This is a genomic window from Sphingobacterium sp. xlx-96 (assembly GCF_011007365.1).
Classification (GTDB): Bacteria; Bacteroidota; Bacteroidia; order Sphingobacteriales; family Sphingobacteriaceae; genus Sphingobacterium; species Sphingobacterium luzhongxinii.
The window spans coordinates 38,233-63,342 of the sequence record NZ_WFKM01000001.1; the positions used below are offsets into that span (position 1 = coordinate 38,233).

The window sequence follows — 25,110 nt, forward strand, 5'->3', positions numbered from 1 at the left end:
TTTCAGTATGGTATGATTTGTCCAATTAATAAACAGCCAATCTTATCATTGGCTGTTTATTAATTATTATATGTTAACTAAATTCGCTTTATTAAAATTAGCGTCTTGATGAACCTGACGAGCGGGATCCACCACCTGAGCTCGATGCTCCGCCTCCTCTAGACATTGATCCGCCACCACTTGACATGGATGAACCACTGCTACTTCTTGCAGGAGGTGTGTACGTACTCCCTGATGATCTCGAGCTGCCACTATCCGAACGACGGCTTTGTGGTTGTGTCGTAGTCGGACGCGATGAGCCTGAGCGTTCTGTTGTGCTAGGTCTTGTAACAGTGCCGCTATTTGAGGGTTGTCTACGACCGCTTGTCGAATTTCTTACATCAGTGGTCGGTCTGTTACCTTCTGAGACAGTTCCTCTACGTGAAGAACTTACTGATCCTCTCGAACTTTCGCTATTTCCACGTGAGGTACCTACGCGATTTGAAGTACTAGTGCCATCAGTACCTCTACGGCTTGATACGCTAGAACGGGTATCGATACGTCCATTCGCATCACGGCTTATTGTTGTGGATCCACGTCTGCTAGAGGACGTAGCACCAACATCTCTCCGGCTCGAACTTCCTGTTCTAGAATTGAAACGGTCACGATTGTCGGAACGTACCGAAGAATAAGTCGGACGACGACCTGATCCTCCATAATAGTAGTTGTTGTATCCGTGACCATAATAAGGGTGTCCCCACGAGTTGTAGTAGGAGTTGTGGCCCCAATATCCACCACCATAACCGTAATAAGGTCTTCCCCATCCATAACCATAATAAGGAGAACCCCAGCCGTAACCGTAGTATGGAGAACCCCAGCCAAATCCAATAGACCAACTTGATCCCCAACCCCAGTTGGACCAACCTAAACCAAAGCCTCCATAACCATACCAAGGGTCAAACCAAGGATCATAGTATGCCATTCCTGGTGAAGAGTAATAGAAACGATTAATACGGTTGGCATATTCTAGTTCCTGATATTGACCATCGTTATATTCTTCATCTGAATATTCGTCTGCATAATACTCATTCGCTGCGTTCGAATTAGAGTTTTGATTCTCGTCGTAGTAGTAATCTGGACTTTGGTACACCGGAGTTGGTCTGCCTGCGTTCTGGTTGTTATAGACATCGTCTCTATAGGTGATTTGTCTGCTTGTCGAACAAGAACTCAGCGCCGCCACAAGTGCTAAAGCCCATCCGCCGATTAATAATCTATTTGTTTTCATCTGCTTATATTTTTTAAAGTTGATGAAGCTATCAGATTTATTCATTTCCTGGTGTGGATTGGATAGATTCTGATGATTTCATCTGTTTAATTTTTTAGTTTCTAGTTGTCAGATGGAGCGTTTATGACTTTTATGTTAAATCATGTCTGGCTCATACTATCTTTATCGCTAAAGTTGTCTGATAATCCAGTGTCTTTTTATTATCTTAGACGCATATTTTGGCGAAGGTTTAATCGCGGCCTCAAAAATATAAATAAATTTAGTCTCAAAAAAAATATTGATACGGTTTGACCGTAACCTTAATATATTGTTACAAATTAAATAGTTATAAGATCAATGAGTAAAGGAATAACAAGTAGAAGCGAGGATTATTCTCAATGGTATAATGACCTAGTGATTAAGGCTGATTTAGCAGAGAACTCTGCGGTGAGAGGATGTATGGTTATCAAACCCTATGGGTATGCGATTTGGGAGCGTATGCAGGCTATTTTGGATAAGCGTTTTAAGGAGACAGGACACAGTAACGCTTATTTCCCCTTGTTTATTCCCAAGTCTTTTTTCTCTAAAGAAGCTTCTCACGTTGAAGGTTTTGCTACAGAATGTGCCGTAGTAACACATTATCGATTGAAAAATGATGGCAACGGAAATATCATCGTCGATGAAGATGCTAAATTAGAAGAAGAGCTTATTGTACGACCTACTTCCGAAACTATTATCTGGAATACCTATAAAGGATGGATTGAGTCTTATCGTGATCTTCCGATCCTTGTTAACCAGTGGGCAAACGTTGTGCGATGGGAAATGCGTACGCGTCTTTTCTTGCGTACTGCTGAATTCTTATGGCAAGAAGGGCATACGGCGCACGCGACAAGTGAGGAGGCAATTGCTGAGGCTGAACAAATGTTGGACGTGTATGCTGATTTCGCTGAAAATACATTGGCAGTGCCAGTTGTAAGAGGTAGAAAGACAGAAAATGAACGTTTTGCGGGTGCATTGGATACTTTTTGTATTGAGGCGTTAATGCAGGATGGAAAGGCATTGCAAGCGGGTACGTCTCATTTCTTAGGACAGAATTTTGCCAAAGCTTTTGATGTAAAGTTTACGAGCAAAGAAGGAAAGCAAGAATATGTATGGGCTACATCTTGGGGGGTGTCTACCCGTTTGATGGGAGCACTTATCATGGCGCACTCGGATGATCAAGGTTTGGTGTTACCTCCAAAGTTGGCACCTATTCAGGTGGTGATAGTTCCTATTTTTAAAACGGAGGAAGAAAAAGCGGCTATTGATGCTTTCGTAACGACCTTGCAAGCGGAACTGAAAGCCAAAGATATCACTGTAAAATATGATGACAGGGATACACAACGACCTGGTTTTAAATTTGCGGAATGGGAATTGAAAGGTGTGCCAGCGCGTATAGCTGTAGGCGCACGTGATATGCAGAATGGAACAGTGGAATTGGCGCGACGTGATACACAAACGAAAGAAACTGTTTCGCAGGAAGGGCTTGCTGATCGTATCGAAGTGTTGATGGACACTATTCAGAAAAACATCTATCAAAAAGCTTTTGATTTTAGAGCTACGCATACTACGGAAGTGAATTCATATGAAGAGTTCAAACAAGTGATCGAAACGAAAGGAGGCTTTGTGTCCTGTCATTGGGACGGCACTGTGGAGACAGAGAAACGTGTTAAGGAGGAGACTAAAGCAACTATCCGTTGTATACCTTTGGATGCCAAGGATGAAGAGGGTGTTTGTATTTTTACAGGTAAACCTTCGGCGAGAAGAGTGTTGTTTGCAAAGGCGTATTAAGTCTCAGATGTATTTTCCTCTATAAAAGAATCTAAATGGATGAGGAGAGCTACAAAATTCGCTTTTATATTACGCGCAATTATATTGCTTGTAAAGGCGAATTTGTGTAGGTTTGAAAACAAGGGTAGAACCGTAAAATTGTAAAATTTTACGGTTCTACTATTTTAATAAGATATGGATATCGAATCAATAGGTAAATCAGCAACAAATCGCGTACTTATCCTAGGCTGTGGATGGGTTGGTGAGGAATTTGCACATGCAATGAAACTTCGCGGTAATGAAGTTTGGGTTACGACGACCACCGAAGAAAAGAGACTTCGATTAAGTGAGGAAGGATTTCAATCTGTTTTGTTAGACTTTGATTCAGAGGTAGTTATAGGTGGATCCGATATGCCTACTACGTTTGATTTTGTGTTAAATTCAATTCCAGCCAGTTCCCGTAATTCTCAAGAAGTATTACTAGAGCGATTCAACTGTATTAAGCTTCTTTTGGAACAGCTTACTTTTCGAAAGCATATTTATTTGAGTTCCATTGGGATTTATCCCGATGCGGACGGTCTTTTTGATGAAAATTGGCGAGATCATCTCGATGAAAAATTATTGCTTGCCGAACAAACCATGCAGCAAGTAGATAATACCTTGATTTATCGGTTAGGTGGACTTTTCGGAAAAAGCCGTATTTTCGCTAAGTATTTTAGTGGTAAAGTGTGTCGGACTGGTAATCAACCTGCTAATTTTGTCCATCTTGCAGATGTGGTTAAATTATTGGTTTTGGGATTTGAAAAGCTAAAGGTTGGCGAGGTGTTTAATATTGTTGCGCCGGAGCACCCGAAGAAGAAGGCGGTTATTCTGGCATCAGCGGCGAAATACGGATACGCTGGTCCTTCGGCTTTTGAATCGACATTTAATTTTCAAAAAATCGTGTCTGGGCAAAAGATAATAGATGAATTGCAATACCACTATAAGTATCCATCTCCCTTAAAGTTTTAGTAAATTTACCTTGATAATAAACATATACGATTATGGCTTATAAATTCGCCACTCGAGCTATCCATGCAGGGCAGGAGTCTGATCCAACGACTGGTGCTGTAATGACTCCTATATATCAAACTTCAACCTATCAACAGGCCTCACCGGGGGATCATAAAGGGTATGAATATTCTAGAGGTACAAATCCAACGCGTAAGGCTTTAGAGGAGTGTTTGGCTTCTTTAGAAAATGGGAGATATGGTCTGGCATTTTCAAGCGGTATGGCTGCTACGGATTGTGTGCTTCGACTGTTAAAGCCGGGAGATGAGGTTTTGACAGGAGATGATCTTTATGGAGGATCGTATCGTATATTTACAAAAGTGTATGCAGAATATGGGATTAAGTTTGTCTTTGTAGATACGGCTGATATCCATGCTGTTGAACAAGCGATTTCGGAACGGACCAAACTGATTTGGATCGAAACTCCAACAAATCCTACCTTAATGATCGCTGATCTGGAAGCTATAGGGCGGGTTGCAAAGGCCGCATCGATATGGTATGTTGTTGATAATACCTTTGCTTCTCCGTATTTACAAAATCCTTTGGATATGGGTGCGGATATTGTGATGCATTCTGCTACTAAGTATATTAATGGTCATTCTGATTTGGTGCTGGGTGCATTGGTGGTAAATGATGAAACTTTGTATAAAAAGCTCCGTTTCTTTTATAATACGTGTGGAGCTACGCCTGGTCCACAGGATTGCTTTTTAGCTCTTAGAGGGATTAAGACTTTACATTTACGGATGCAGGCACACTGTGATAATGCCAGAGATGTTGCTTTTTTTTTGAAGGGACATCCTAAAATAGAACGTATTTATTGGCCGGGCTTTGAAGATCATCCCGGGCATGTTATAGCCAAAAAGCAGATGCGGGATTTTGGAGGAGTGGTTTCGATCGTGTTAAAAGATGCGGACCTGAAAGAGACTTATCGCATTACGTCCCGTTTTAAGCTCTTTAAGTTAGCGGAGTCTTTGGGAGGCGTAGAGTCTTTAGTAAACCATTCGGTTTCGATGTCGCATGGCTCTGTACCCAAAGAGATAAGGGAGCGGGTAGGAGTAGTAGATAATCTGCTTCGTCTTTCCGTTGGAATTGAGGCTATCGAAGACTTGATTGCAGATTTGGAACAAGCATTGGCTTAATAAATATGAGTGGATTTAACCTTAAGGAGTTTCTTGATGGAAAGGTGGATGAGTATAACCAACCGCAGTTTGTTGATAATGACCCGATTTTAATTCCTCATCTTTTTCAGAACAAGGAGGATATAGAGGTCATGGGCTTCTTTGCGGCGATATTTGCCTGGGGGCAACGTAAAACTATTATCAATAAATGTAAGGAACTGATCGATAGGATGGATGGTGCTCCCTATGATTTTATTCGAAATCACAAGGATGCAGATTTGAAATGTCTTCTCAACTTTAAACATCGCACGTTTAACGATACCGATTTATTGTATTTTGTTTCGTTTTTTAAGTTTCATTATCATACGAATGATTCTCTAGAGGATGCTTTTTTAATCGGGCAGAATGACGAGGTTTCTTTTTCGATTGAAATAGCGTTAAATCGTTTTAAGACTTATTTTTTTTCATTGGCAGATTTCCCTTTACGTACCAAGAAGCATATAAGCTCTCCTTTTCAAAAGTCAACTTGTAAGCGATTGAATATGTTTCTTCGATGGATGGTACGTAAGGATGATAAAGGTGTAGACTTTGGAATATGGAGCCGGATTACTCCAGGCCAATTGATCTGTCCATGTGATGTTCATGTGGAACGGGTAGCACGAAAACTAGGATTGATTACTTTGGATAAAATTAACTGGAAGGCGGCGTTGGAACTCACTGAAAATCTGCGGACATTGGATGCTGATGATCCGGTAAAATACGATTTCGCTTTATTTGGACTAGGGGTAGAACGGGAAATGTAAAAATGACTCTATGAAAATTGATTATAATAGCTTAAACATCTCCCGGTGTAGACCTATTTCTGGTATTTCGAATTCGTCGGACATAAATTCAAACCCTAAGCTCTCGTAAAAAGGAAATGCTATCGCTCTCGCATTAAACCATAGGTAATCAATATGCAGTTGGTCTTTTAAGTGCTCCATCGCGGCAAGCAGTAGTTGAGCGGAATAGCCTTTGCGTCTTGAATTAGGTGCGGTGGCCATTCCGCGCAAACGATAGGCCGATTTTGGTAGTTTGCCGTGATTTTCCTGCATACAGGTAAGTATCGATACTAATTGGTTGTCCTCAAAATACCCCATGTGAAATGTGCTGGGATATAAATCATGATCGAATATACATTTGGATTCTGCTAATCCGTTCCGCAATACTTGAGAACGAAGGGGAAGAGTTTGTTCGGCAGTGATAAAACGTATCATGATTTGCTGATTTTTTCCAAAATATCTACTAATCTATTGGAATAGCCAAATTCATTATCATACCATCCCACCACTTTTACAAGGCCTCCGACGATCGATGTTAGTTGAGCATCAAACACGCAAGAGTAAGGGTTATTGATGATATCTACCGACACAATAGGATCTTCGGTGTAGTAAAGCACTTGCTTGAGTTTTCCGTTAGCGGCTTCTTTGAATTTTTGGTTAATTTCAACAACACTTGTTTTTTTTCGGAGCGTACAGGTGAAGTCTGTTAGTGAACCGTTAAGCACGGGGACACGTATACCGGCACCACCTAGTTTTCCTTCTAGATGTGTGAACACATTGGTTATTGCTTTTGCCGCACCTGTACTCGTTGGTATGATCGATGAGGAGGCTGCCCGTGCTCTGCGCAGGTCTCTATGTGGAGCATCATGAAGATTTTGATCTCCGGTCATCGAGTGTACCGTGGTGATATAACCATCTTCTATTCCCCAGTTTTCATCTAGAATTTTTACCAAGGGTGCTACGTTGTTTGTTGTACAGGATGCATTGGAAAAAATGGGGGTACCCCAATCAAAATCACCGTCATTAATGCCGAGCACCACTGTTGGCACTTCTTTGTCTGAAGAAGGAGCTGAGATCAGTACCTGCTTGGCACCCGCTTGAAGGTGAAGTGCGGCATGTTCTTGAGAAGTGAAAAAACCAGTGGATTCTATCACAAGATCTATCCTTAGGGATGACCATGGGAGATCTGCTGGATTTTTCTCATTCAGAATTAATATTTTTCTACCGTTTACTTGGATAAAGTTTTCGCCATGGGAAACTTCTCCTGGAAATGGACCATGTACAGAATCATATTTTAATAAATGTGCTAAGGTCAATGGACTAGTGAGGTCATTAATCGCTACAATGTCGATGTTTGGAAGCTGACGAACCAAGAGGTTGCGTAAGGTATGTCTACCTATACGACCGAATCCATTTATTGCTATGTTCATGTTTATTATTTCTGAATTCTAATTTCCTACTTGATGTAAGCCGCTATTATTTCATTGATATTCTTGTCACCATCCCAATGTGTCTGAAGCTTGTTGTCGGTTGTATATACATAGTTTGCCGGGAATTGTTTTGGAACATGGAATTTCTGAATGAACTCTTGGTTTTTGTCATAAAGTACTTCAATGTTAGGCTTACCTACAAGTTCTTTGGCGAAGGTTTCTAAAAATGAAGCCATTAATGCAGGATCATTCATGGAAACAAAATAGATGTTTACATTTTTGATACTGTTATAGTTTTTACCTAGTGCCGCAGCTTCTGTCCTACAATGTGAGCAGCCTGGGTCAAAAAGTATGAACACCGTCTTTTTTCCTTTTGGAATATCCGTATTTGTAAATGAAATACCCGATTTTACTTTGTAAAATGTAAATACAGGTATCTGAGCTATAGGCTCGCCTTGTGCTAAGTTTGCAATTGCAGGAGGCTGTTCTTGCTTTGTCGCTGTTTCTTCATGTGTTCCATGATTGTGACCACTATGATCATGACCTTCATGCCCCTTGGATTCTACTTGTTTTTGCTCGGAATTGCTGGTTGTATTGGAACAGCTCGACAGGCCTAGCGATATGCATAACATCAGATACCCTGGTATAATCATTTTCTTCATACGTTTGTGTTTAATAGCTACAAACTTAGATAAAATGCTTTTAATTCATGCATGTCTAGCTCAAAAAGTAAACGAATCTGACGTTTGGATGTTTAAACGAAAAGATGAGCAAAAGAAAAGGCTATCCGTATATTGGATAGCCTTTCGTTATAAGCTTGTATTGTTACCTTACGGTGTCACTACTTTTACTTTTTCTTCTGCAGGTTGAGCTATGCTTTTACCTTTTCCTAAGTCATAAACTGTAGGAGCAGCTAATATAATTGATGAATATGTTCCAACGATTATACCGATCAAGATAGCAAATGAAAAACCTCTGATAACTTCACCACCGAATACGAATAAGACAGCTAATACGAATATGATGGTCAAGGATGTAATAATCGTACGACTCAATGTCGTGTTGATCGCGTGGTTTATCACATCTCCAAAATATCTATTCATTCCTTTCGACTTGTTTACATCTTCCCTGATTCGGTCAAAAACAACTACCGTGTCATTTACGGAGTAACCGAGTACTGTTAGGAAAGCTGCCACAAAATGTTGATCAATATCAAGGGAGAACGGAACGATACCATCTAAAATTGAGAATAACCCTAATAAAATGATACCATCGTGAATCGTAGCCACGGCGGCCCCGACAGAGTATTGCCATTTGTGAAAACGGAGTAATATATATCCAGCGATGATCAAAATACAAAGTAAGCTTGACCATACTGCTCTATCCTTAATATCAGAGGCGATCGACGGACCTACTTTTTGAGATGAAAGAATTTCGTATTTATTGCCTTGTTCTTTAGACAATCCTTCATTCAATTTGGCTAATACTTCTGCATCTGCTTCGTCAGAAGTCTCCGTAACATGGTATGTTGTCGTTACTCGGACTTGATTTTCGCTACCAAATGTTTTTACTTCTGTCGTCGATTGGAATGCCTCATCGAGGTTTTGACGTACTTTCTCCAGGTTCACGGCATTGTCATAGCGAACAGTAAAGGTACGACCACCTTGGAAATCAACGCCTAATGTAAAGCCTTTTGTAAAGATAAAACCAAGAGAAATAGCTACAGCTATTAATGAGACTGTGTAAAATATTTTACGCTTTTTGATAAATTGGTAATTCGCATTCTGAAGCGTTTTCTCCGACCAAGGGAATGAAACTGATATTTTCATATCTCTATCTAGCATAAATTCGAAGATCAAACGCGAAATAAAGATAGAAGTAAATAATGAGGTAATAATACCGATCATTAATGTCGTTGCAAAACCTAAGATTGGACCTGAACCGAAGAAGAATAGAACCAGACCTACTAGGAACGTTGTAATCTGTGAATCTAAGATAGAAGGTAAAGCGTGTTTATAACCATCGGTTATAGCTTGACGAATATTTTTTCCGAGGCGCAACTCTTCACGTATACGCTCATAAATAAGTACGTTAGCATCTACGGCTGTACCCATTGTTAATACGATACCGGCAATACCAGGTAAAGTTAATACTGCGTTTAATGATGCTAAGATTCCTAAAAGGAAAAATACGTTGAATAACACGGCAATGTTGGCTGCCCAGCCCGCTTTGTTATAGTATACTACCATGAATATCATCACGATGACAATACCGATTACAGCGGAGTTAACTCCTGAGTCGATTGCCGCCTGTCCTAGAGAAGGACCTACGATCGCTTCTTCTACAATCTTGGCCGTTGTTGGAAGGCGGCCGGCTTTTAATACGTTTGCTAAATCTTTGGTATCTTCAATAGTAAAATTCCCTGATATAGATGAACTTCCTCCTGGGATTTCATTTTGTACTGTAGGAGCAGAATAAACAACACCATCCAATACGATGGCAATAGATGCCTTTGTTTGTGCAGCTTTAGCCGTAATTCTTCTCCACTCTTTAGCACCGTAGGAATTCATTTGCATGGATACCTCAGGAGCATTTGTTTGTGGATTGAATGCATCTCTGGCATCTGTGATGACTTCTCCTGTTAATACTGAACCATGTTCTCCTGGAGCTGGTTTGATAGCATATAGGGATAAGAGACTAGGTGTACGTTGCTCTGGTTTTACAGCCCACATCAATTTAAGGTTTGAAGGGATCTGTGATTTTATTTCTGGTCTTGCTAAGTACGCATTTACTTTAGCTGTATCTTTTAGATTGGCTATACCTACCTGAGCGCCGGGAGCTAATTGTTGTTGTCCGTTTTCAGCTTGATAAATAGAAGGTATCAATATACTGAAAAGTGGGTTTTCAGAAGAAAGATTAGCAGTAGCAGCGCTAGAGTCTTGATTGCCAGCTTTGTTTGCGCCAAGATTTGCCAAAAGGGTTTCTTCCGATTTTGTACTATCTGCTGCTGAAGTATCTTTTACGGACACCGTTTTAATCGGCTCAGTAGATTTTAGTGAACTAGCCAATGAACGGTTGATGTTCTCTAGTAGCGGATAAACCTGCATATTGTCGTGCGTTTCATAAAACTCCAATTTTGCAGATCCTTGTAATAGTTTACGGACACGACTTTCATCGTTTACACCCGGTAGTTCGATTAAGATACGGTTGGTACCTTGTTGAATTTGGATGTTTGGCGATGCCACACCGAATTTATCAATACGTGTACGTAACACTTTAAAGGAATTCTGTATAGCGTTGTCTGCTTCTTTTTGAAGGAAGCTTTTTACATCAGAATCTGAGCTTGTAGCTTTTATAAATGTAGCATTATCTTTCGTAGCAAAAAAAGAAGCTAAACTTGCGGATGCGCCACTAGTTTTGTAATCTTCGATAAAGTGGTCAACAATCGACTTGTTTGATGACTTGCTTTTTTGAATAGCGGAGTTTAAAGCAGCGTTAAACTTTTCATCTTTTGGATTGTTGGCTAGGTTCTTTATCAACTCATCTAAGGAAATCTCCATAGTGACGTTCATCCCTCCTTTAAGATCGAGTCCTAAAGCGAGTTCATAAGATTTACATTCTCTGTACGTGTATTTGGCAAAACCTAAGTTATAAACCGTTTCGCCCGCAATGGAATCGAGGTATGCTTTTTCCTTTGCGATATCGCCTCCTGCATATGCCTCAGCTTCACGTTCCACTTTTCTAGTTACAAAAGTGAATGATAAAGAATAGAGACAAGCCAATGCCACTATTATTACCAAAAATTTAATCAGCCCTTTACTCTGCATTTTCTGTATTCGTCTATTAGTTTGATATAGTTTATGTTTTTTAATTGCTTTAAATCTCGTGAAAATATACTAAAGTATGTTAATCTTTGGGCTAAAAAAGGACTTATAGGTCACTTTTATTGGCTTGGATCATACCCAATACTCTAATAAAAAATATTTTACCAAGAATCGCAAAGGTATAAAAATTTTGTATAATGAAAACAAAATAAATAGATAACTATTGAAAAGTTTTTGTTATGGAAATGTGAAGAAAAACTCTTAAAAATTATACAGGTTGAAATATTAAGGGTGAATGGAGAGACCCTGATTCACCCTTAATCGATTTTATGGTAAGCCCCAGTTTTTTTATATGAGTCGGAGACTTTGAATTATTTCAATGTGAATTTAAATCCAAGTGTGAACCTGGATGGCTCGAAACTTGAGTTATGCGTCAAATTCCACCAAGGCTTCCAGTCGAAATGAAAAGCTAATGGTGCAGAAGGGATTTTGAACTCAAGTCCTATAGCAGGTCGGATGGCCACATGCGTGTGATTGTCACGATGGTCGTCATCAAACCAGATGTTATCATTGTCCAAAAAAGCAATTTGCGGACCTATGCCCACGTACCAGCTTAATCCTCTGGCACCACGTATGGCTTGATTGTATGAATAGTCGACACCTATCAAAGTTAAATTATCTCCGAATAATACTTGTGCGTTACCCGCATTTTGACTGTCGAAAAAATGCTTAATCTGAGGTCCTCCTAAAGAGGGGCCATCACCAACATCTATACCAACCCCTAGGGAAGTTCTATAGGACTGTGCTTGAACTGCGCTTGACGTACCAATCAATAACGCCGCAGTGGCTACAGGTAATATAAATTTTTTCATGTGGAAACGAAATTTATAATGAATGTTATTGTAAATCTATTTTTGATGCCCTTTGCAAAGAGCTTGCCAAAATGAGTTTCTACATCTTTTTTTTGATAAAAAATAATTTATAATGCGAAGGTCATTAAATAGGGTGAGGTAAATTTTATTTTGCATATTTAGTTAAAATTTGTAATTTTGCCTGGCAAATAGAGAACCCACAAGATATTTGCCATGCAATTAGATCCACAAAAATTCGTAGCTGAAGGTCTTACATATGACGATGTATTATTAATACCAGCTTACTCCGAGATTCTACCGAGAGATGTAGATACAAGCACATTCTTAACAAAGAAAATCAAACTAAATATACCATTGGTTTCGGCTGCTATGGATACGGTTACGGGATCAGACTTAGCTATTGCAATAGCGCAGGCAGGAGGGATAGGGATGTTACATAAAAATATGACTATCGATGAACAGGCTGCGGAGGTACGTAAGGTAAAACGTTCGGAAAGCGGTATGATTCAAGATCCTGTTACATTATTGGAGACTGCTACTGTTGGAGATGCCTTTAGCATTATGAGAGAGCATAAAATTGGCGGTATACCTGTTATTGACATCGAAGGAAAGTTGGTGGGTATCGTTACTAATCGCGATCTACGTTTTCAAAAGAATATGCAGCGTCCTATCCAGGAATTAATGACAAAAGAAAATCTTGTTGTTGCACCAGAGGGAACAGATCTAGTGAAAGCCGAAGAAATTCTTCAAAATCATAAGATAGAGAAGCTGCCTGTAGTGGACCAGAATTATGTCTTAAAAGGATTGATCACATTCAAAGATATTCAAAAATATAAACACTATCCTAATGCGGCTAAAGACGAACATGGCCGTCTCTTGGTTGGTGCTGCAGTTGGAGTTACAGGCGATACGTTAGAGCGGGTAGATGCACTTGTAAAGGCAGGTGTGGATGTGGTAACTATAGATACAGCTCATGGACACTCTTTAGGTGTTATCAATAAATTGAAAGAAGTTAAGGCAAAGCATCCTGATCTACAGGTTATCGTAGGTAATATTGCGACAGGTGCTGCAGCAAAAGCACTGGCTGAGGCTGGTGCAGATGCCGTAAAAGTAGGTATAGGACCAGGTTCAATATGTACTACACGTATTATCGCCGGTGTAGGTGTACCTCAATTGTATGCTGTTTATGAAGTCGCTAAGGCGTTAAAAGGGACAGGGGTGCCGTTAATCGCTGATGGTGGAATAAAGCAGACCGGAGATATCGCTAAAGCTATCGCGGCGGGAGCAGATACAATTATGGCTGGTTCGTTATTTGCCGGAGTAGAGGAAGCACCGGGCGAAACAATCCTATTGGAGGGGCGTAAATTTAAGTCGTACAGAGGTATGGGCTCTATCGAAGCGATGGAAAAAGGATCTAAGGATCGTTACTTTCAGGATGTAGAGGATGATATTAAAAAACTTGTTCCAGAGGGTATCGTTGGACGTGTACCTTATAAAGGTACTTTAGCTGAGGTAGTATACCAGTATATCGGGGGATTACGTGCGTCTATGGGCTACTGTGGTGCAGCTTCTATCAAGAAATTGCAGGAAGCACAGTTTGTACGTATCACAGGGGCTGGATTGAGAGAATCACATCCTCATAATATTCAGATTACAAAAGAAGCGCCGAACTACAATAGTCGAGGCTAAATATTATACTCAGAAGCAAAAGGAGCGCCCAAGTAGAGCGCTCCTTTTGCTTTTCTGCTTTTTAAAATGTAAATTGGGTTTGATTATCAGCTTTATGTATTATTTAAAAAATAAGTGTTATGGGAAAAGGAGATAAAAAAACGAAACGAGGTAAGATTATAATGGGGTCTTATGGCAACCGTAGACCGGGTGCTAAAAAGCCTTCCACGAAAAGTCAACCTGCCACAGAAGATCATAATTAAGCAACCAAAAGGTTGCTTTTTTTGTGTTCAACTGTCACTTAGTCAAAAAAATAGGTTTTATTTTGTTGTTTTTTTATAAAAATACCTTTTTTGGTGTGATATTGTTAAATTTAATGTTGATTTTTTGTGTTTTTAAGTATTTGTTTGTTACATTTGGGCTTGAAGTTACGGGGAAAAATGAATGTGCGTCCTGATAGACCTGGATGAGATAATGGCAGAAAGAAGGTAAACGAGCTAACGAGCTCATCCAATAATTATTTCCATATGAAATATCCATGTGGCTGAACTGCGCAAACACCAGTGAAAATAACCGCGCTTGTGAACACATCTAACATAACCAGGGTATTCTATATGTCCATAAAAAGACAAATTATTTACATATGAAATTAAGTCAAAAACAAGCTGTATTTGAAAATGAGGTGCTTACGCGCTTTGATTTATTTAAAAGTCTATTTTTAACCTTGCCTTTTCAACGTGTAAAACATACTGGGACACTTCTTCCATTTTTTACGACACATTGTGAACAAGGTGTGGAGCGGCATGCAACTCCTGAAGAAATCATCGATAGCTTTTTTCAACAATACGAGCAATACATCCAACATGATGATCAGATAGACTTGCTGTTTAGAATCGTGCAGTATATCGAACGGCAGGTGGTCTTGTTTGATGCGATAGAGGATTCTTCTTTTCAGGCGGTGGGTAAAAGTGATGAAATCGGCGGGCTTAATTCGTTATTTAAGTTAGCGCAAAATGATATGAAGTTGAAAAAGCAACTCGTGGAGAAGTTAAAGGATTTTTCTGTACGATTAGTGCTTACGGCTCACCCCACGCAATTCTACCCAGGTCCTGTATTAGGGATAATTAATGATTTGATCGAAGCTATAAAAGCTAACGACATATCTAATATCCATTTGTTATTACAACAATTGGGAAAAACCCCCTTTATTAAACAACAACGACCTACTCCTGTAGACGAGGCTGTGAGTCTTGCTTGGTACTTAGAAAATGTCTTCTATAAAGTGACTTCAGGAATCCAATCTAAGATAGATGATGAGTTGGAAGTGCCATCAGAAGATGTTAAGCAACTTATTGAACTGGGATTTTGGCCGGGAGGGGACAGGGATGGTAATCCTAATGTAACCGTAGAGAGTACGAAGAAGGTAGCAAGTATGCTTCGAACTATCCTATTTCGCTGTTATTACCGGGATTTCAGAAACGTTAAGAGAAGAATTACTTTCAGAGGGGTAGAGAACTATCTTGAAAATTTACAAGATATTTTTTACAGTAATAGTTTTAATCCTATAGATGACCCCAAAGACGACACATCTGAAATCCTTGATAATCTGAAGGCAATTAAAGAGGTTCTTCATTCTTTACATAATGGTCTATTTGTTGAGTTGGTTGAGGATTTGATTCGCAAAGTAAATACGTTTGGTTGTTATTTTACGACTTTAGATATTAGACAGGATAGTTCTGTATTAAGACAGACTACGAATTACCTCGTAGAAAGGTACAGTGATGTGTTGAATATTTCTTTAGATCAAATTACCGGGGAGGAAAAGGTAAAGCAAAATGCTCTTCCATTTACAGCGAATGAACTGCAGTATTCGGACGATGCGGCGCCATTGATAAAAGATACAATAGGCGTTATCCGGCTTTTGAAGAATATACAACGCTCTGGGGGGGAGCGAGCTGCTCAACGTTTTATTATATCAAATTGTCAGCAGGCTTCCGATATTCTTGGTTTGATGCAGTTGTTCTTATGGCAAGGTTGGCAGAAAGACACTCTTTCGATAGATTTTGTGCCCCTTTTCGAGACAGTTGATGATTTATCCCGGGCATCAGAAGTGATGCAGACATTATATACCAATCCGATATATGCAGCTCACCTTAAACGCCGAGCAAACAAACAGACGATTATGCTGGGGTTTTCGGATAGCACTAAAGATGGAGGTTATTTAATGGCCAATTGGTCTATCTACCATGCCAAGATCGAATTGACTGCTTTAGCTCGAGAGTACGACATCGATTTGGTTTTTTTCGATGGACGTGGCGGTCCTCCCGCTCGTGGCGGAGGCAAGACTCAGCGTTTCTACGCATCGATGGGGACAGAGATTGAGAATAAGCACATTCAGTTAACTATTCAGGGTCAGACGATCAGTAGTCAATACGGTTCGCTAGACACGGCACAATATAATATCGAGCAACTATTACATGCAGGGTTAATATCGGAGATCCGACAAAATCAGGGCGATACCCTTACCGAGAAGCAGAAAAAGATAATTGAAGATATGGCTGAAGTAAGCCATGATAAGTTTCTATCACTACGTAATCATCCCTTGTTTTTAAAGTATTTAGAAGCATTAAGTCCGTTAAAAGTACTTGCTTCTATCAATATCAGCAGTCGACCCGTAAAGCGGACTTCGGATAGAGATCTTCGGTTAGAGGATCTGAGAGCTATTTCATTTGTAACTTCATGGAGCCAGCTTAAGCAGAATATTCCAGGTTTCTTTGGTGTGGGTACAGCCTTGCAATGGGCGGAGGAAAACAATCTGTGGTCGTATGTTCGCAACCTGTATCAGCATTCAGGATTTTTTAATACACTGATCGATAATTGCATGATGTCTATGACCAAGTCTAATTTTGCGATTACAGCCTATATGAGCGATGACAGAACCTTTGGTGAATTCTGGCAAATTCTGCATGACGAGTATGTCAAAACAAAGGCGTATCTGTTAAAGCTAAGTAGCTCGGAAGTTCTTATGGAAAATTATCCGGTCGAGCGTGCATCTATTTTGGAGCGGGAAAAAATAGTTTTGCCACTGTTGATTATCCAACATTATGCAATACGTAAGTTGCAAGACAGTAATCTGTCTTCCGATCGGGAAGACGCTTATAAAAAACTGATCGGTAGGACTATTTATGGTGTTGTAAATGCCGGAAGAAATCTCGCTTAATAGTTAATCTGAAAGTATGGCAGATTGTGATAGATATTTTATATTTTTGTATTCGAAAAAAAAGAATTAAAATGAAATTAAATACTTTGTTTTTTGCCGCGGTTTGCGCTGGTACGTTATTCAGCTCTTGTGTAGATAAAACTGCAAAAGAGAGACAATTGAAATATACGCATACTTCATTGGTAGATGGTGATGCTTTTGCTGTGTTTCAAAAGGTAGGTGAAGCTGCTCAAACAGGTGTGGTGTTGGCTGAGCAAACAGAAGCAAATGGAGATGCAGCATCAAAAGCGGTAGCTTCTAAAGTTAAAGCTTTCTATGCGCAGTTGCTTCCATCTTTAGATACAGTTGCCACAGCACTTCAGGTTGATTTTCCAATTAAAGGTATTCCTGCTACGGAGTCAATGCTTAACGATTCTACAGCGGTAGCTTCTACTGCAAAATCGGATTATGTGCATGATGCAATTCATGAGATTGCTTTTGTAAAAGAGCAGTTTAAACGTTTAAGCCGTAATACCAATGAAGATCTTCGTAAGTTGGGTAAGGAACAATTACATTTAGCAACGGAATTGTATACACAGATAGGTGGTAAAGAAGAAGCACACGCTGGTCACTAATCAAGTCAACAGCTTGTTCAAAATATGGGGAGATATCGATTATCTCCCTTTTTTTTTCGGAAAGTGTCCGTATTTAATGGACATCAAGAACTTTCATCTCTGTTGGTAATTCAGTGGCATCATGAAAGTTTTTTCTTTTATTATTTGTATAATGTTAATTCTAACATTAACTTAATATAGTGTTAATATTAAACCATTATTATTGAAATATTAAAATAAATGTAAGTGAGATACGCAGCTATAGATATAGGATCCAATGCAGTCCGATTGTTGATTGCAGATATTTTAGAGAAAAAAGAGGAAGTTGTTTACACCAAAAATACTTTGCTTAGGGTGCCATTACGTTTGGGGGATGACGCATTTATCGATAAACACATATCTATTACCAAGTTTCAGGATATGGTGAAGACTATGCGCGCATTTCGCAATTTGATGGATGTTTATAAAGTGAGTGATTATATAGCTTGTGCCACTTCGGCAATGCGTGATTCAGATAATGGGGCCGAAGTAGTTAGAGCGTGTCAAGAGGAGGGGATCGATATACAGATTATAGATGGTGGCACTGAAGCAAAAATTATTTATAACTCTTACTTGAGTAGTACGATTGATAAGACTAAGGTTTATTTGTATATCGATGTAGGAGGGGGAAGCACTGAGATTACACTTTTTGCTAACGGTGAACTCGTTGATTCCCGTTCATTTAATTTAGGTACAATTCGGATTTTGGACAATCAGGATCAACCGGAGACTTGGGATAGTATGCGTCGGTGGGTTAAAGAGAAGACGAAAGGTCATAAAAACATATATGGTATCGGAACAGGAGGTAATATTAACAAGCTGTCTCGTATTGCTAACGAAAAGGGAGATAAACCTATGACTTACGCCAAGTTGAAAGCAATCTTTGATCACCTGAACTCCTATTCGCTAAAAGATCGTATTCACGAATTGGGCTTGCGATCGGATAGGGCAGATGTAATCATCCCTGCATCAGAGATCTTCCTGACTATCATGAAGGTAGGGCATTTAAAAAATATTGTGGCGCCAAGAGTGGGGCTTGTCGATGGAATAATTCAGACTTTGATTGATAAAAATTTTAAAAATATTCCTGCAATATAACTTGTAGCTTTGAAAAAAAGCTATATTTTTGTCGTAGTAATACCCAGGTGGCGAAATTGGTAGACGCACCATCTTGAGGGGGTGGCGCTCGCAAGGGCATGGCAGTTCGAATCTGCTTCTGGGTACAAAAAAGGCGATTAGTTTTCTAGTCGCCTTTTTTAGAAACCGGTATTATATTATAGATTGTTAGCCTTAGCCATAATCTCGGCGATATCCAGAACTCGTATTTCTTGCTCTTTTTCTTTTACTTTGACACCGTCACTAAGCATCGTCATGCAGAAAGGACAGGCTGCCGCCACAATACTAGCTTGAGATTCGATAACATCTTCTATACGTTCAATATTGATATCTTTATTTCCAGATTCGGGCTCTTTAAACATTTGAGCACCTCCAGCGCCACAGCATAGACCGTTGCTACGACAGCGTTTTAGTTCAACAAGGTCGGTATCTAATATTTCTAACGCTTTTCTTGGAGCTTCATAAACCTCATTTGCACGACCTAAGTAGCACGGGTCATGGTAAGTGATGCGTTTCCCTACGAAACTATGGCCGTCAGCTGGTTTTAGTTTACCCTGTTCAATGAGTGATTGGATCAATTGTGTATGGTGGATTACCTCATAGTTCCCACCTAGATTGGGGTATTCGTTTTTTAAGGTGTTAAAACAATGGGGACACGCCGTAACAATCTTTTTTATTTCATAACCATCGAGTACCTGTATATTCATCATGGCCTGCATCTGGAACAGAAATTCGTTTCCAGCACGTTTAGCCGGATCTCCGGTACAACTTTCTTCGGCCCCTAGAATAGCATATTTTATGCCTACATGATGCAAGATTTTACAGATATCTTTTGTTACACGTTGTGCTCTCTCGTCAAAAGATCCAGCACAGCCTACCCAAAAAAGTATATCTGGCGTTTCACCCTTAGCAATTAATTCTGCAACAGTGGGGATGTGTAGTTTATTTTCCATGTTAATGATTCTTATTGATTGGCCCAATTAGCCCGGTCAGCTTGAGCATATTTCCAAGGAGCGCCGTTATTTTCCATATTGCTCAACATCGTATTTATACTCGTTGGAGCCTGAGATTCTTCCATAACAGCGTATTGCCTTAGACCTATAATTATTTCCAAAGGATTAATATTCACAGGGCACTGCTCTACACAGGCATTGCAGCTTGTACAAGCCCATATTTCTTCGCGGCTGATGTAGGTGTCGAGCAAGGATTTTCCGTCATCCACGAAGCTTTTATTAGCATCTATATTCTTTCCTATCTCTTCGATACGGTCTCGGGTATCCATCATGATTTTTCGAGGAGATAGGAGCTTACCGGTGATGTTCGCTGGGCAGGCAGAGGTACAACGCCCGCATTCCGTACAGGTGTAAGCGTCCAACAGATTTTTCCATGTCAAATCCTGAGCATCTTTGATTCCAAAGCGAGATATTTCACCAGAAGGAGGAGGAAAGCTAGGATCGAGCATAGCTTTAACCTCGGCAGTTACAGCCGGCATATTTTCAAATTTACCTTTTGGTTCCAGTTTACTAAAATAGGTGTTAGGAAAGGCCAATACAATGTGAAGGTGCTTGGATATAGGGAGGTAGTTTAGAAAAACCAATACGCCGACGATGTGAAACCACCAACAAAAGCGTTCGATGAGAATCAAATTATCTATTGTTGTCGGCAATACCGATAATAAGGCTGTACTAATGGGAAAAGCACCAACGGCGGTATAATGTGGGTGTCCTAGCAGCTGTAGCTTTTGATCCGCGGCATTCATACAAAGGAAAGCCGCCATTAATAATATTTCTGTAAGAAGTATCAGATTAGCATCGGTCTTCGGCCATTTATTTAATTCAGATTGATTCAATCTTCTTATTTTTAAGATGTTACGTCTTAAAAAGAAGATTACACAGGAAGCGAGTACCAAAAAGGCTAATACCTCGAAACTATAAATCAAAAAATTGTAAAATCCTCCCATGAAAGAAAGAACACGATGTGTTCCAAAGATGCCGTCAATCACGATCTCCAACATCTCAATGTTAATGATACAGAATCCAACATACACAAAAAGGTGTAGTATCGCTGGAATGGGACGTTTAAACATTTTTTTCTGTCCGAAAGCAACCAGTAACATGGTCTTTATTCGCTTTCCAGGATTGTCAAAACGGTCTACCGCCTTTCCTAGTCTGATGTTTCTGTAGATCTTTGCTGCGTTTTTATAAAAGAAAAATCCAGCAGCAACAAGTAAGATTGTAAATATCAATTGACCAATCATAGTTTTTATAATCAGGTTCTAAACAAATATAATTAATATCGTAATATTATGCATGCATAATATGCATTTAGAAGGATTAAAAATTGGCGATAATAAAAAAGGGGTAAAATTTAATTTACCCCTTTTTCTATTATTTTTATCTACGAGTCTATTTGATCCCTAGTTTGGTTTTTACATCTGCAGTAACATCTTCACCGCCTTGGTAATATACTGCTGCTCCTGAGCCGATATCAAAGATATAGGCGAAGCCTTTTTCTTTTGCAACAGCATTGATGGCGTTCATCAATTTAGTCTGAATAGGAGCCATTAATTCTTGTTGTTTTTTACCGATGTCTTCTTGAGCGACTTTTTGCACTTCTTGAACACGTTGTTGCATTTGCTGAAACTCTTGTCCTATCGTCTGCAATTTAGTCTGCGTTTCAGTTTTGTTTGCTTCACTTTGATTTAACATGAGTGCGTTTGCCTCGTCTTCTTTTTTCTTAAGCTCAGCATACATTCCTTCCAATTCCTTTTGTTTGGTGTCTCCCAACGTTTTTAATTGCTCTTGCGCAGTTTTAAATTCTGTAGTAGCTTGAAATACCTCATCAGCATTGATATGTCCGATTTTTTGTTGTGCATTCGCTAATTGTACCCCTGCAAACAATCCTACCGCTAATACTGCTCCTTTTACTAAATTTTTCATTCTTTTCATGTTAAACGCTATAATTACAAATGTAATTGTTTTTATAATTCTTTATTGTTAATAAAATTAGTTTCTATTTTTCTTTCTCAGCCAACGATGGATCCGGTTTAAATCCAAGCTTTGTAATTATATCGTTGCTTTTATCAAGTCTAGGACTAGCAAAAAGGAAAGTCACTTCGCTGCCTTTGTCTAAGATGAGGTCTAGTCCCTGCGTATTCGCTATATCCTGGATAGCTTTCGCTACACGTTCTTGAATGGGTTTTACAAGACGGATCCGTGTTTGAAAAAGCTCACCTTCGTAACCGAATTTTTGCTTTTGAAATTCTTTGACCTGCTTCTCTTTGTTTACGATTTCGTCTTCACGTCTTTTACGCATATCGTCATTCAACAACACCTGATCATTCTGATAAGCTTTGTAAAGGCGTTCTATTTCGCCATATTGCTTGTCTACTTCTCCTTGCCATTGAACAGATAGATCATCTAATCGCTTTTGCGCGGATACATACTCTGGAATATGTTTTAAGATGTATTCTGAATCAACATAAGCTATGCGTTGCGCAAAGGAAGCGCTGATGCTACAAGTTATAAAAGCTAAAATTGCGAATATCTTTTTCATTTGTGTATTATTTGTTTATTTAACAATAATGATCTTTATCTATAATCTCCTTTTACTCTATGACAACAATTATACTAAAAAGTTTAAATATTAAAAACCTCCCATGCTCTGCATGATACTAAATGTGAAATTTTGTTTCCATTCGCTTGAACGCATTCCCGGAATAGGATCGAAAGCATGACCGTAGTCAATACCTAACATACCAAATATCGGTAAGAATATCCGTGCACCTACACCTGCCGAACGACGTACTTTGAATGGGTTCACTTCTGAGAATTTATTCCAGGTATTACCTGCTTCTGCAAAAGCCAATGCAAATACTGTGGCCTGATCATTCAACATTATAGGGTGGCGTAATTCAATTTGATACTTAGCGTAGATAGGGCTACCGGAGTTGATCGCAACGCGTTGATCTCCATTTCCAGTCGATGCCGGGATAATGGTACCGTTAGCATAACCACGCATAGCAATGATTTCAGATCCTTGTAAGAAGTCAAATCCTTGCATACCATCGCCACCTAGCTTGAAGCGTTCGAATGTGGAAGTTTCAGTTCTATTTGTATAGTTACCTAAGAAGCCAAATTGAGCCTGAGTCTTCACAACTAATTTGCCAGCTACTTTCATATACCATTGCGAATCAAATTTCCATTTATGATATTCAGTCCATTTGTAGCGTACTGGATCCGGATCTGTCTTGTAATTGATGTTATTCCATGCAGAATATGGCGGGGTCAAACTTACCGAAAAACGGATGTGTGAACCTGATGTTGGATAGATAGGGGCATCTATCGAGTTACGACTGATCTCTTGGGTGAAGTTAATGTTATAAGCGGTTCCATCTGAAAACTTGAAATAGTTTCCGTAGTTCTGTAATTTATAGCGTTGGAAAGATAATGAACTATTAATTTGGAAATAGTTGTCCGGCCATTGTAGTCGCTTGCCCAAAGAAGCTGTTACACCGGTCATCCATATACGTTGTAATTCCGAATCTTTAACCATTTGCTCCCCTGTATAATAGTTGAATCCTCCATAAGACGAGTTAGACGTATAAGCACTCAATCCAAAGTATACCGGCTTTTTACCGCCCAACCATGGTTCAGAGAATGAGAAACTATACGATTGGTAACGCTTTCCTGAAGTTTGCCCACGGATACTCAGTTTCTGTCCATCTCCACGAGGTAGCGGTTTCCAAGCATCTTTCTTGAAGAAATTGCTTGTAGAGAAGTTGTTGAAAGTCAATCCAAGTGTACCGATAATCTGTCCAGCACCATAACCACCGGATAGTTCTACTTGATCAGAAGGTTTTTCAACGACATTAAAGATAACGTCTGTAGTACCATCTTCATGGTTCATCGTTGACGAAGGAATGTCTGGTGTGATTTTTTGTTCGTCAAACATACCCAATTGTGAAATCTCACGGATACTACGCATGATAAGCTCTCGAGAATATTTTTGTCCCGGCTTGGTATATATAGAACGTAGCACAACGCGGTCGTTAGTAACATCGTTACCTTTTACAATTACGTTGTTAATGGTATACTGCTTGCCCTCGCTTATCTGTATTTCAAGGTCTATCGTATCACTGTAAATTTTCTTAATGATGGGATTGATATTGAACGTAAGGTAACCGTCATTCTGATACAGCGCACTGATATCATCACTGTTTCGAGTCGGTCCCATAAGTTTTGCATTTATTTTTTCCTCGCTATATACATCTCCCTTTTGGACACCTAATAGTATATTTAATATAGAATCTTTATAGCGGGTATTTCCAGTCCAATCAATGTTTCCAACATAATATTTAGGGCCTTCGTAGACATTAATATTAATACGTACTTCCTTTTCATTGTAACGGTATACACTATCCGACAATATTTGCGCATCGCGATAACCTTTATCTTGAAGTTTAGCAACTAATTTCTCTTTAGCTTCTTTGTATTTATCATCTTTGAATTTACCTGGTCCAAAGATTCTATACCATTTACGGGGCCTTACACCTTTCAGATATTTTGTAAGGTCCGAATTGCTAAAGGTTTCATTTCCAGTAAAGAGAACTTTATTGACTTTTATTTTTTTATTCTTATCTACATTTACATTTAAGATTTCATTATTCGCTTGCGCAGAATCCTTAAGTGTACTGATTTTAATCTCAGGGTATAGGTAGGATTTTTCTCTTAGAAAACGTTGGATTGTCGATCTGGTAGATTGAATTAGGTTTTCGTTGACAATACGGCCTGAACTAGAGTTCAATCGCTTATTTATCTCTTCTGTTTGTGATTTACTTAATCCATTAATGTCGATACGTGTCAGACGTGGCCTTTCCTGAACACGGATTTCGAAGAAAATGGTTTCACCGTCAATTCGAGTAGCCCACAATTGTACATCTTCGAAAAGATTTTGCGCCATTAGATCTTTAATAACACTAGCAGTAGCTTCTCCTGGTACTTCAATATATTGACCGACGACCAACTTGGAGATAGTAATCAACACATCGGTATCTAGATATTGAGCCCCCTTTACTGTGACTCCGCCAATAACGTAGTCTTTGGGTTGTAAATAGGAAATTTCGTCCGGATCCGAAAGGTTAACAGGTCCACGATTTGCTATTTGGGCAAATGTAGTGGTGATGTTCAACAAAAAAAACGCTGCTGTTAGTATATATAGTTGCTTCATTTACTTGTTATTATGGATGCTAAAGTACATCAAACTCTTGTTAATTTTTGTTAAAAGTATAATTACGCTATCTCTTTGA

General features: G+C 39.3%; 20 protein-coding genes and 1 tRNA gene. 10 read left to right on the forward strand and 11 right to left on the reverse strand.

Annotated elements, in window-relative coordinates:
* Nucleotides 1–97: 97 nt before the first annotated feature.
* Nucleotides 98–1,264 (reverse strand): hypothetical protein, encoded by a 1,167-nt coding sequence (locus tag G7B20_RS00200; RefSeq protein ID WP_240452773.1) that lies wholly within the window; start codon nucleotides 1,262–1,264, stop codon nucleotides 98–100.
* A gap of 336 nt (nucleotides 1,265–1,600) precedes the next feature.
* Between G7B20_RS00200 and proS the strand changes: the two genes are divergently transcribed.
* The 4 genes from proS to G7B20_RS00220 all read left to right on the forward strand — a co-directional run bounded on the left by proS (nucleotide 1,601) and on the right by G7B20_RS00220 (nucleotide 6,023).
* On the forward strand, nucleotides 1,601–3,073 hold the full coding sequence (gene proS, locus G7B20_RS00205) for a proline--tRNA ligase (RefSeq protein WP_164108033.1): 1,473 nt from the start codon (nucleotides 1,601–1,603) through the stop codon (nucleotides 3,071–3,073).
* 174 nt (nucleotides 3,074–3,247) lie between these two features.
* The gene (locus G7B20_RS00210; RefSeq protein WP_164108034.1) at nucleotides 3,248–4,063 is read left to right on the forward strand and encodes a GDP-L-fucose synthase; all 816 of its coding nucleotides are present in this window, start codon (nucleotides 3,248–3,250) and stop codon (nucleotides 4,061–4,063) included.
* A gap of 32 nt (nucleotides 4,064–4,095) precedes the next feature.
* Nucleotides 4,096–5,241: a cystathionine gamma-synthase gene (locus G7B20_RS00215; RefSeq protein ID WP_164108035.1), complete on the forward strand. Its 1,146-nt coding sequence runs from the start codon at nucleotides 4,096–4,098 to the stop codon at nucleotides 5,239–5,241.
* A 5-nt stretch (nucleotides 5,242–5,246) separates the two neighbouring features.
* Nucleotides 5,247–6,023, forward strand: coding sequence for a TIGR02757 family protein (locus G7B20_RS00220; protein ID WP_164108036.1), 777 nt, complete (start codon nucleotides 5,247–5,249; stop codon nucleotides 6,021–6,023).
* A gap of 21 nt (nucleotides 6,024–6,044) precedes the next feature.
* Here G7B20_RS00220 and G7B20_RS00225 read toward each other — a convergent pair whose 3' ends face one another.
* The 5 genes from G7B20_RS00225 to G7B20_RS00245 form a co-directional block, all read right to left on the reverse strand.
* Nucleotides 6,045–6,476: a GNAT family N-acetyltransferase gene (locus G7B20_RS00225; protein ID WP_164108037.1), complete on the reverse strand. Its 432-nt coding sequence runs from the start codon at nucleotides 6,474–6,476 to the stop codon at nucleotides 6,045–6,047.
* Nucleotides 6,473–7,471, reverse strand: coding sequence for a type I glyceraldehyde-3-phosphate dehydrogenase (gene gap, locus G7B20_RS00230; RefSeq protein ID WP_164108038.1), 999 nt, complete (start codon nucleotides 7,469–7,471; stop codon nucleotides 6,473–6,475). The genes G7B20_RS00225 and gap overlap by 4 nt, the downstream gene beginning before the upstream one ends.
* 26 nt (nucleotides 7,472–7,497) lie before the next feature.
* Nucleotides 7,498–8,133, reverse strand: a complete 636-nt coding sequence (locus tag G7B20_RS00235; protein ID WP_164108039.1) for a peroxiredoxin family protein — start codon at nucleotides 8,131–8,133, stop codon at nucleotides 7,498–7,500.
* A gap of 168 nt (nucleotides 8,134–8,301) precedes the next feature.
* The gene (gene secDF / locus G7B20_RS00240) at nucleotides 8,302–11,298 is read right to left on the reverse strand and encodes a protein translocase subunit SecDF (RefSeq protein WP_164108040.1); all 2,997 of its coding nucleotides are present in this window, start codon (nucleotides 11,296–11,298) and stop codon (nucleotides 8,302–8,304) included.
* Nucleotides 11,299–11,666: 368 nt separating this feature from the next.
* Complete coding sequence (locus tag G7B20_RS00245; protein ID WP_164108041.1) at nucleotides 11,667–12,167, reverse strand: porin family protein; 501 nt, start codon at nucleotides 12,165–12,167, stop codon at nucleotides 11,667–11,669.
* Nucleotides 12,168–12,380: 213 nt separating this feature from the next.
* On the opposite strand from G7B20_RS00245, the gene guaB reads away from it, so the two are divergent.
* From guaB to G7B20_RS00275, 6 genes are all read left to right on the forward strand, one after another.
* On the forward strand, nucleotides 12,381–13,856 hold the full coding sequence (gene guaB / locus G7B20_RS00250; RefSeq protein ID WP_164108042.1) for an IMP dehydrogenase: 1,476 nt from the start codon (nucleotides 12,381–12,383) through the stop codon (nucleotides 13,854–13,856).
* 119 nt (nucleotides 13,857–13,975) lie between these two features.
* Nucleotides 13,976–14,098: a 30S ribosomal protein THX gene (locus tag G7B20_RS00255; RefSeq protein WP_164108043.1), complete on the forward strand. Its 123-nt coding sequence runs from the start codon at nucleotides 13,976–13,978 to the stop codon at nucleotides 14,096–14,098.
* A 380-nt stretch (nucleotides 14,099–14,478) separates the two neighbouring features.
* Nucleotides 14,479–17,055 (forward strand): phosphoenolpyruvate carboxylase, encoded by a 2,577-nt coding sequence (locus G7B20_RS00260; RefSeq protein ID WP_164108044.1) that lies wholly within the window; start codon nucleotides 14,479–14,481, stop codon nucleotides 17,053–17,055.
* 71 nt (nucleotides 17,056–17,126) lie between these two features.
* On the forward strand, nucleotides 17,127–17,669 hold the full coding sequence (locus G7B20_RS00265; protein ID WP_164108045.1) for a hypothetical protein: 543 nt from the start codon (nucleotides 17,127–17,129) through the stop codon (nucleotides 17,667–17,669).
* Nucleotides 17,670–17,894: 225 nt separating this feature from the next.
* The gene (locus G7B20_RS00270) at nucleotides 17,895–18,785 is read left to right on the forward strand and encodes an exopolyphosphatase (RefSeq protein ID WP_164108046.1); all 891 of its coding nucleotides are present in this window, start codon (nucleotides 17,895–17,897) and stop codon (nucleotides 18,783–18,785) included.
* A gap of 41 nt (nucleotides 18,786–18,826) precedes the next feature.
* Nucleotides 18,827–18,910: transfer RNA gene (locus G7B20_RS00275), tRNA-Leu, on the forward strand.
* Nucleotides 18,911–18,961: 51 nt separating this feature from the next.
* Here G7B20_RS00275 and G7B20_RS00280 read toward each other — a convergent pair.
* From G7B20_RS00280 to bamA, 5 genes are all read right to left on the reverse strand, one after another.
* Nucleotides 18,962–19,756, reverse strand: coding sequence for a (Fe-S)-binding protein (locus G7B20_RS00280; protein ID WP_164108047.1), 795 nt, complete (start codon nucleotides 19,754–19,756; stop codon nucleotides 18,962–18,964).
* Between the two features lie 11 nt (nucleotides 19,757–19,767).
* The gene (locus G7B20_RS00285; RefSeq protein ID WP_164108048.1) at nucleotides 19,768–21,060 is read right to left on the reverse strand and encodes a (Fe-S)-binding protein; all 1,293 of its coding nucleotides are present in this window, start codon (nucleotides 21,058–21,060) and stop codon (nucleotides 19,768–19,770) included.
* A gap of 148 nt (nucleotides 21,061–21,208) precedes the next feature.
* Complete coding sequence (locus tag G7B20_RS00290) at nucleotides 21,209–21,742, reverse strand: OmpH family outer membrane protein (RefSeq protein WP_164108049.1); 534 nt, start codon at nucleotides 21,740–21,742, stop codon at nucleotides 21,209–21,211.
* Between the two features lie 73 nt (nucleotides 21,743–21,815).
* Nucleotides 21,816–22,358 carry an OmpH family outer membrane protein gene (locus G7B20_RS00295; RefSeq protein WP_164108050.1) on the reverse strand — a complete coding sequence of 181 codons (543 nt, stop codon included), beginning with the start codon at nucleotides 22,356–22,358 and terminating at the stop codon, nucleotides 21,816–21,818.
* Between the two features lie 90 nt (nucleotides 22,359–22,448).
* Nucleotides 22,449–25,031 (reverse strand): outer membrane protein assembly factor BamA, encoded by a 2,583-nt coding sequence (gene bamA / locus G7B20_RS00300; protein WP_164108051.1) that lies wholly within the window; start codon nucleotides 25,029–25,031, stop codon nucleotides 22,449–22,451.
* Nucleotides 25,032–25,110 lie beyond the last annotated feature (79 nt).

Bases quoted from the DNA above. Each gene is read 5' to 3' on its own strand.
- G7B20_RS00200 (WP_240452773.1), bottom strand. From the start codon at position 1,264: ATGAAAACAAATAGATTATTAATCGGCGGATGGGCTTTAGCACTTGTG.
- proS (WP_164108033.1), top strand. From the start codon at position 1,601: ATGAGTAAAGGAATAACAAGTAGAAGCGAGGATTATTCTCAATGGTAT.
- G7B20_RS00210 (WP_164108034.1), top strand. From the start codon at position 3,248: ATGGATATCGAATCAATAGGTAAATCAGCAACAAATCGCGTACTTATC.
- G7B20_RS00215 (WP_164108035.1), top strand. From the start codon at position 4,096: ATGGCTTATAAATTCGCCACTCGAGCTATCCATGCAGGGCAGGAGTCT.
- G7B20_RS00220 (WP_164108036.1), top strand. From the start codon at position 5,247: ATGAGTGGATTTAACCTTAAGGAGTTTCTTGATGGAAAGGTGGATGAG.
- G7B20_RS00225 (WP_164108037.1), bottom strand. From the start codon at position 6,476: ATGATACGTTTTATCACTGCCGAACAAACTCTTCCCCTTCGTTCTCAA.
- gap (WP_164108038.1), bottom strand. From the start codon at position 7,471: ATGAACATAGCAATAAATGGATTCGGTCGTATAGGTAGACATACCTTA.
- G7B20_RS00235 (WP_164108039.1), bottom strand. From the start codon at position 8,133: ATGAAGAAAATGATTATACCAGGGTATCTGATGTTATGCATATCGCTA.
- secDF (WP_164108040.1), bottom strand. From the start codon at position 11,298: ATGCAGAGTAAAGGGCTGATTAAATTTTTGGTAATAATAGTGGCATTG.
- G7B20_RS00245 (WP_164108041.1), bottom strand. From the start codon at position 12,167: ATGAAAAAATTTATATTACCTGTAGCCACTGCGGCGTTATTGATTGGT.
- guaB (WP_164108042.1), top strand. From the start codon at position 12,381: ATGCAATTAGATCCACAAAAATTCGTAGCTGAAGGTCTTACATATGAC.
- G7B20_RS00255 (WP_164108043.1), top strand. From the start codon at position 13,976: ATGGGAAAAGGAGATAAAAAAACGAAACGAGGTAAGATTATAATGGGG.
- G7B20_RS00260 (WP_164108044.1), top strand. From the start codon at position 14,479: ATGAAATTAAGTCAAAAACAAGCTGTATTTGAAAATGAGGTGCTTACG.
- G7B20_RS00265 (WP_164108045.1), top strand. From the start codon at position 17,127: ATGAAATTAAATACTTTGTTTTTTGCCGCGGTTTGCGCTGGTACGTTA.
- G7B20_RS00280 (WP_164108047.1), bottom strand. From the start codon at position 19,756: ATGGAAAATAAACTACACATCCCCACTGTTGCAGAATTAATTGCTAAG.
- G7B20_RS00285 (WP_164108048.1), bottom strand. From the start codon at position 21,060: ATGATTGGTCAATTGATATTTACAATCTTACTTGTTGCTGCTGGATTT.
- G7B20_RS00290 (WP_164108049.1), bottom strand. From the start codon at position 21,742: ATGAAAAATTTAGTAAAAGGAGCAGTATTAGCGGTAGGATTGTTTGCA.
- G7B20_RS00295 (WP_164108050.1), bottom strand. From the start codon at position 22,358: ATGAAAAAGATATTCGCAATTTTAGCTTTTATAACTTGTAGCATCAGC.
- bamA (WP_164108051.1), bottom strand. From the start codon at position 25,031: ATGAAGCAACTATATATACTAACAGCAGCGTTTTTTTTGTTGAACATC.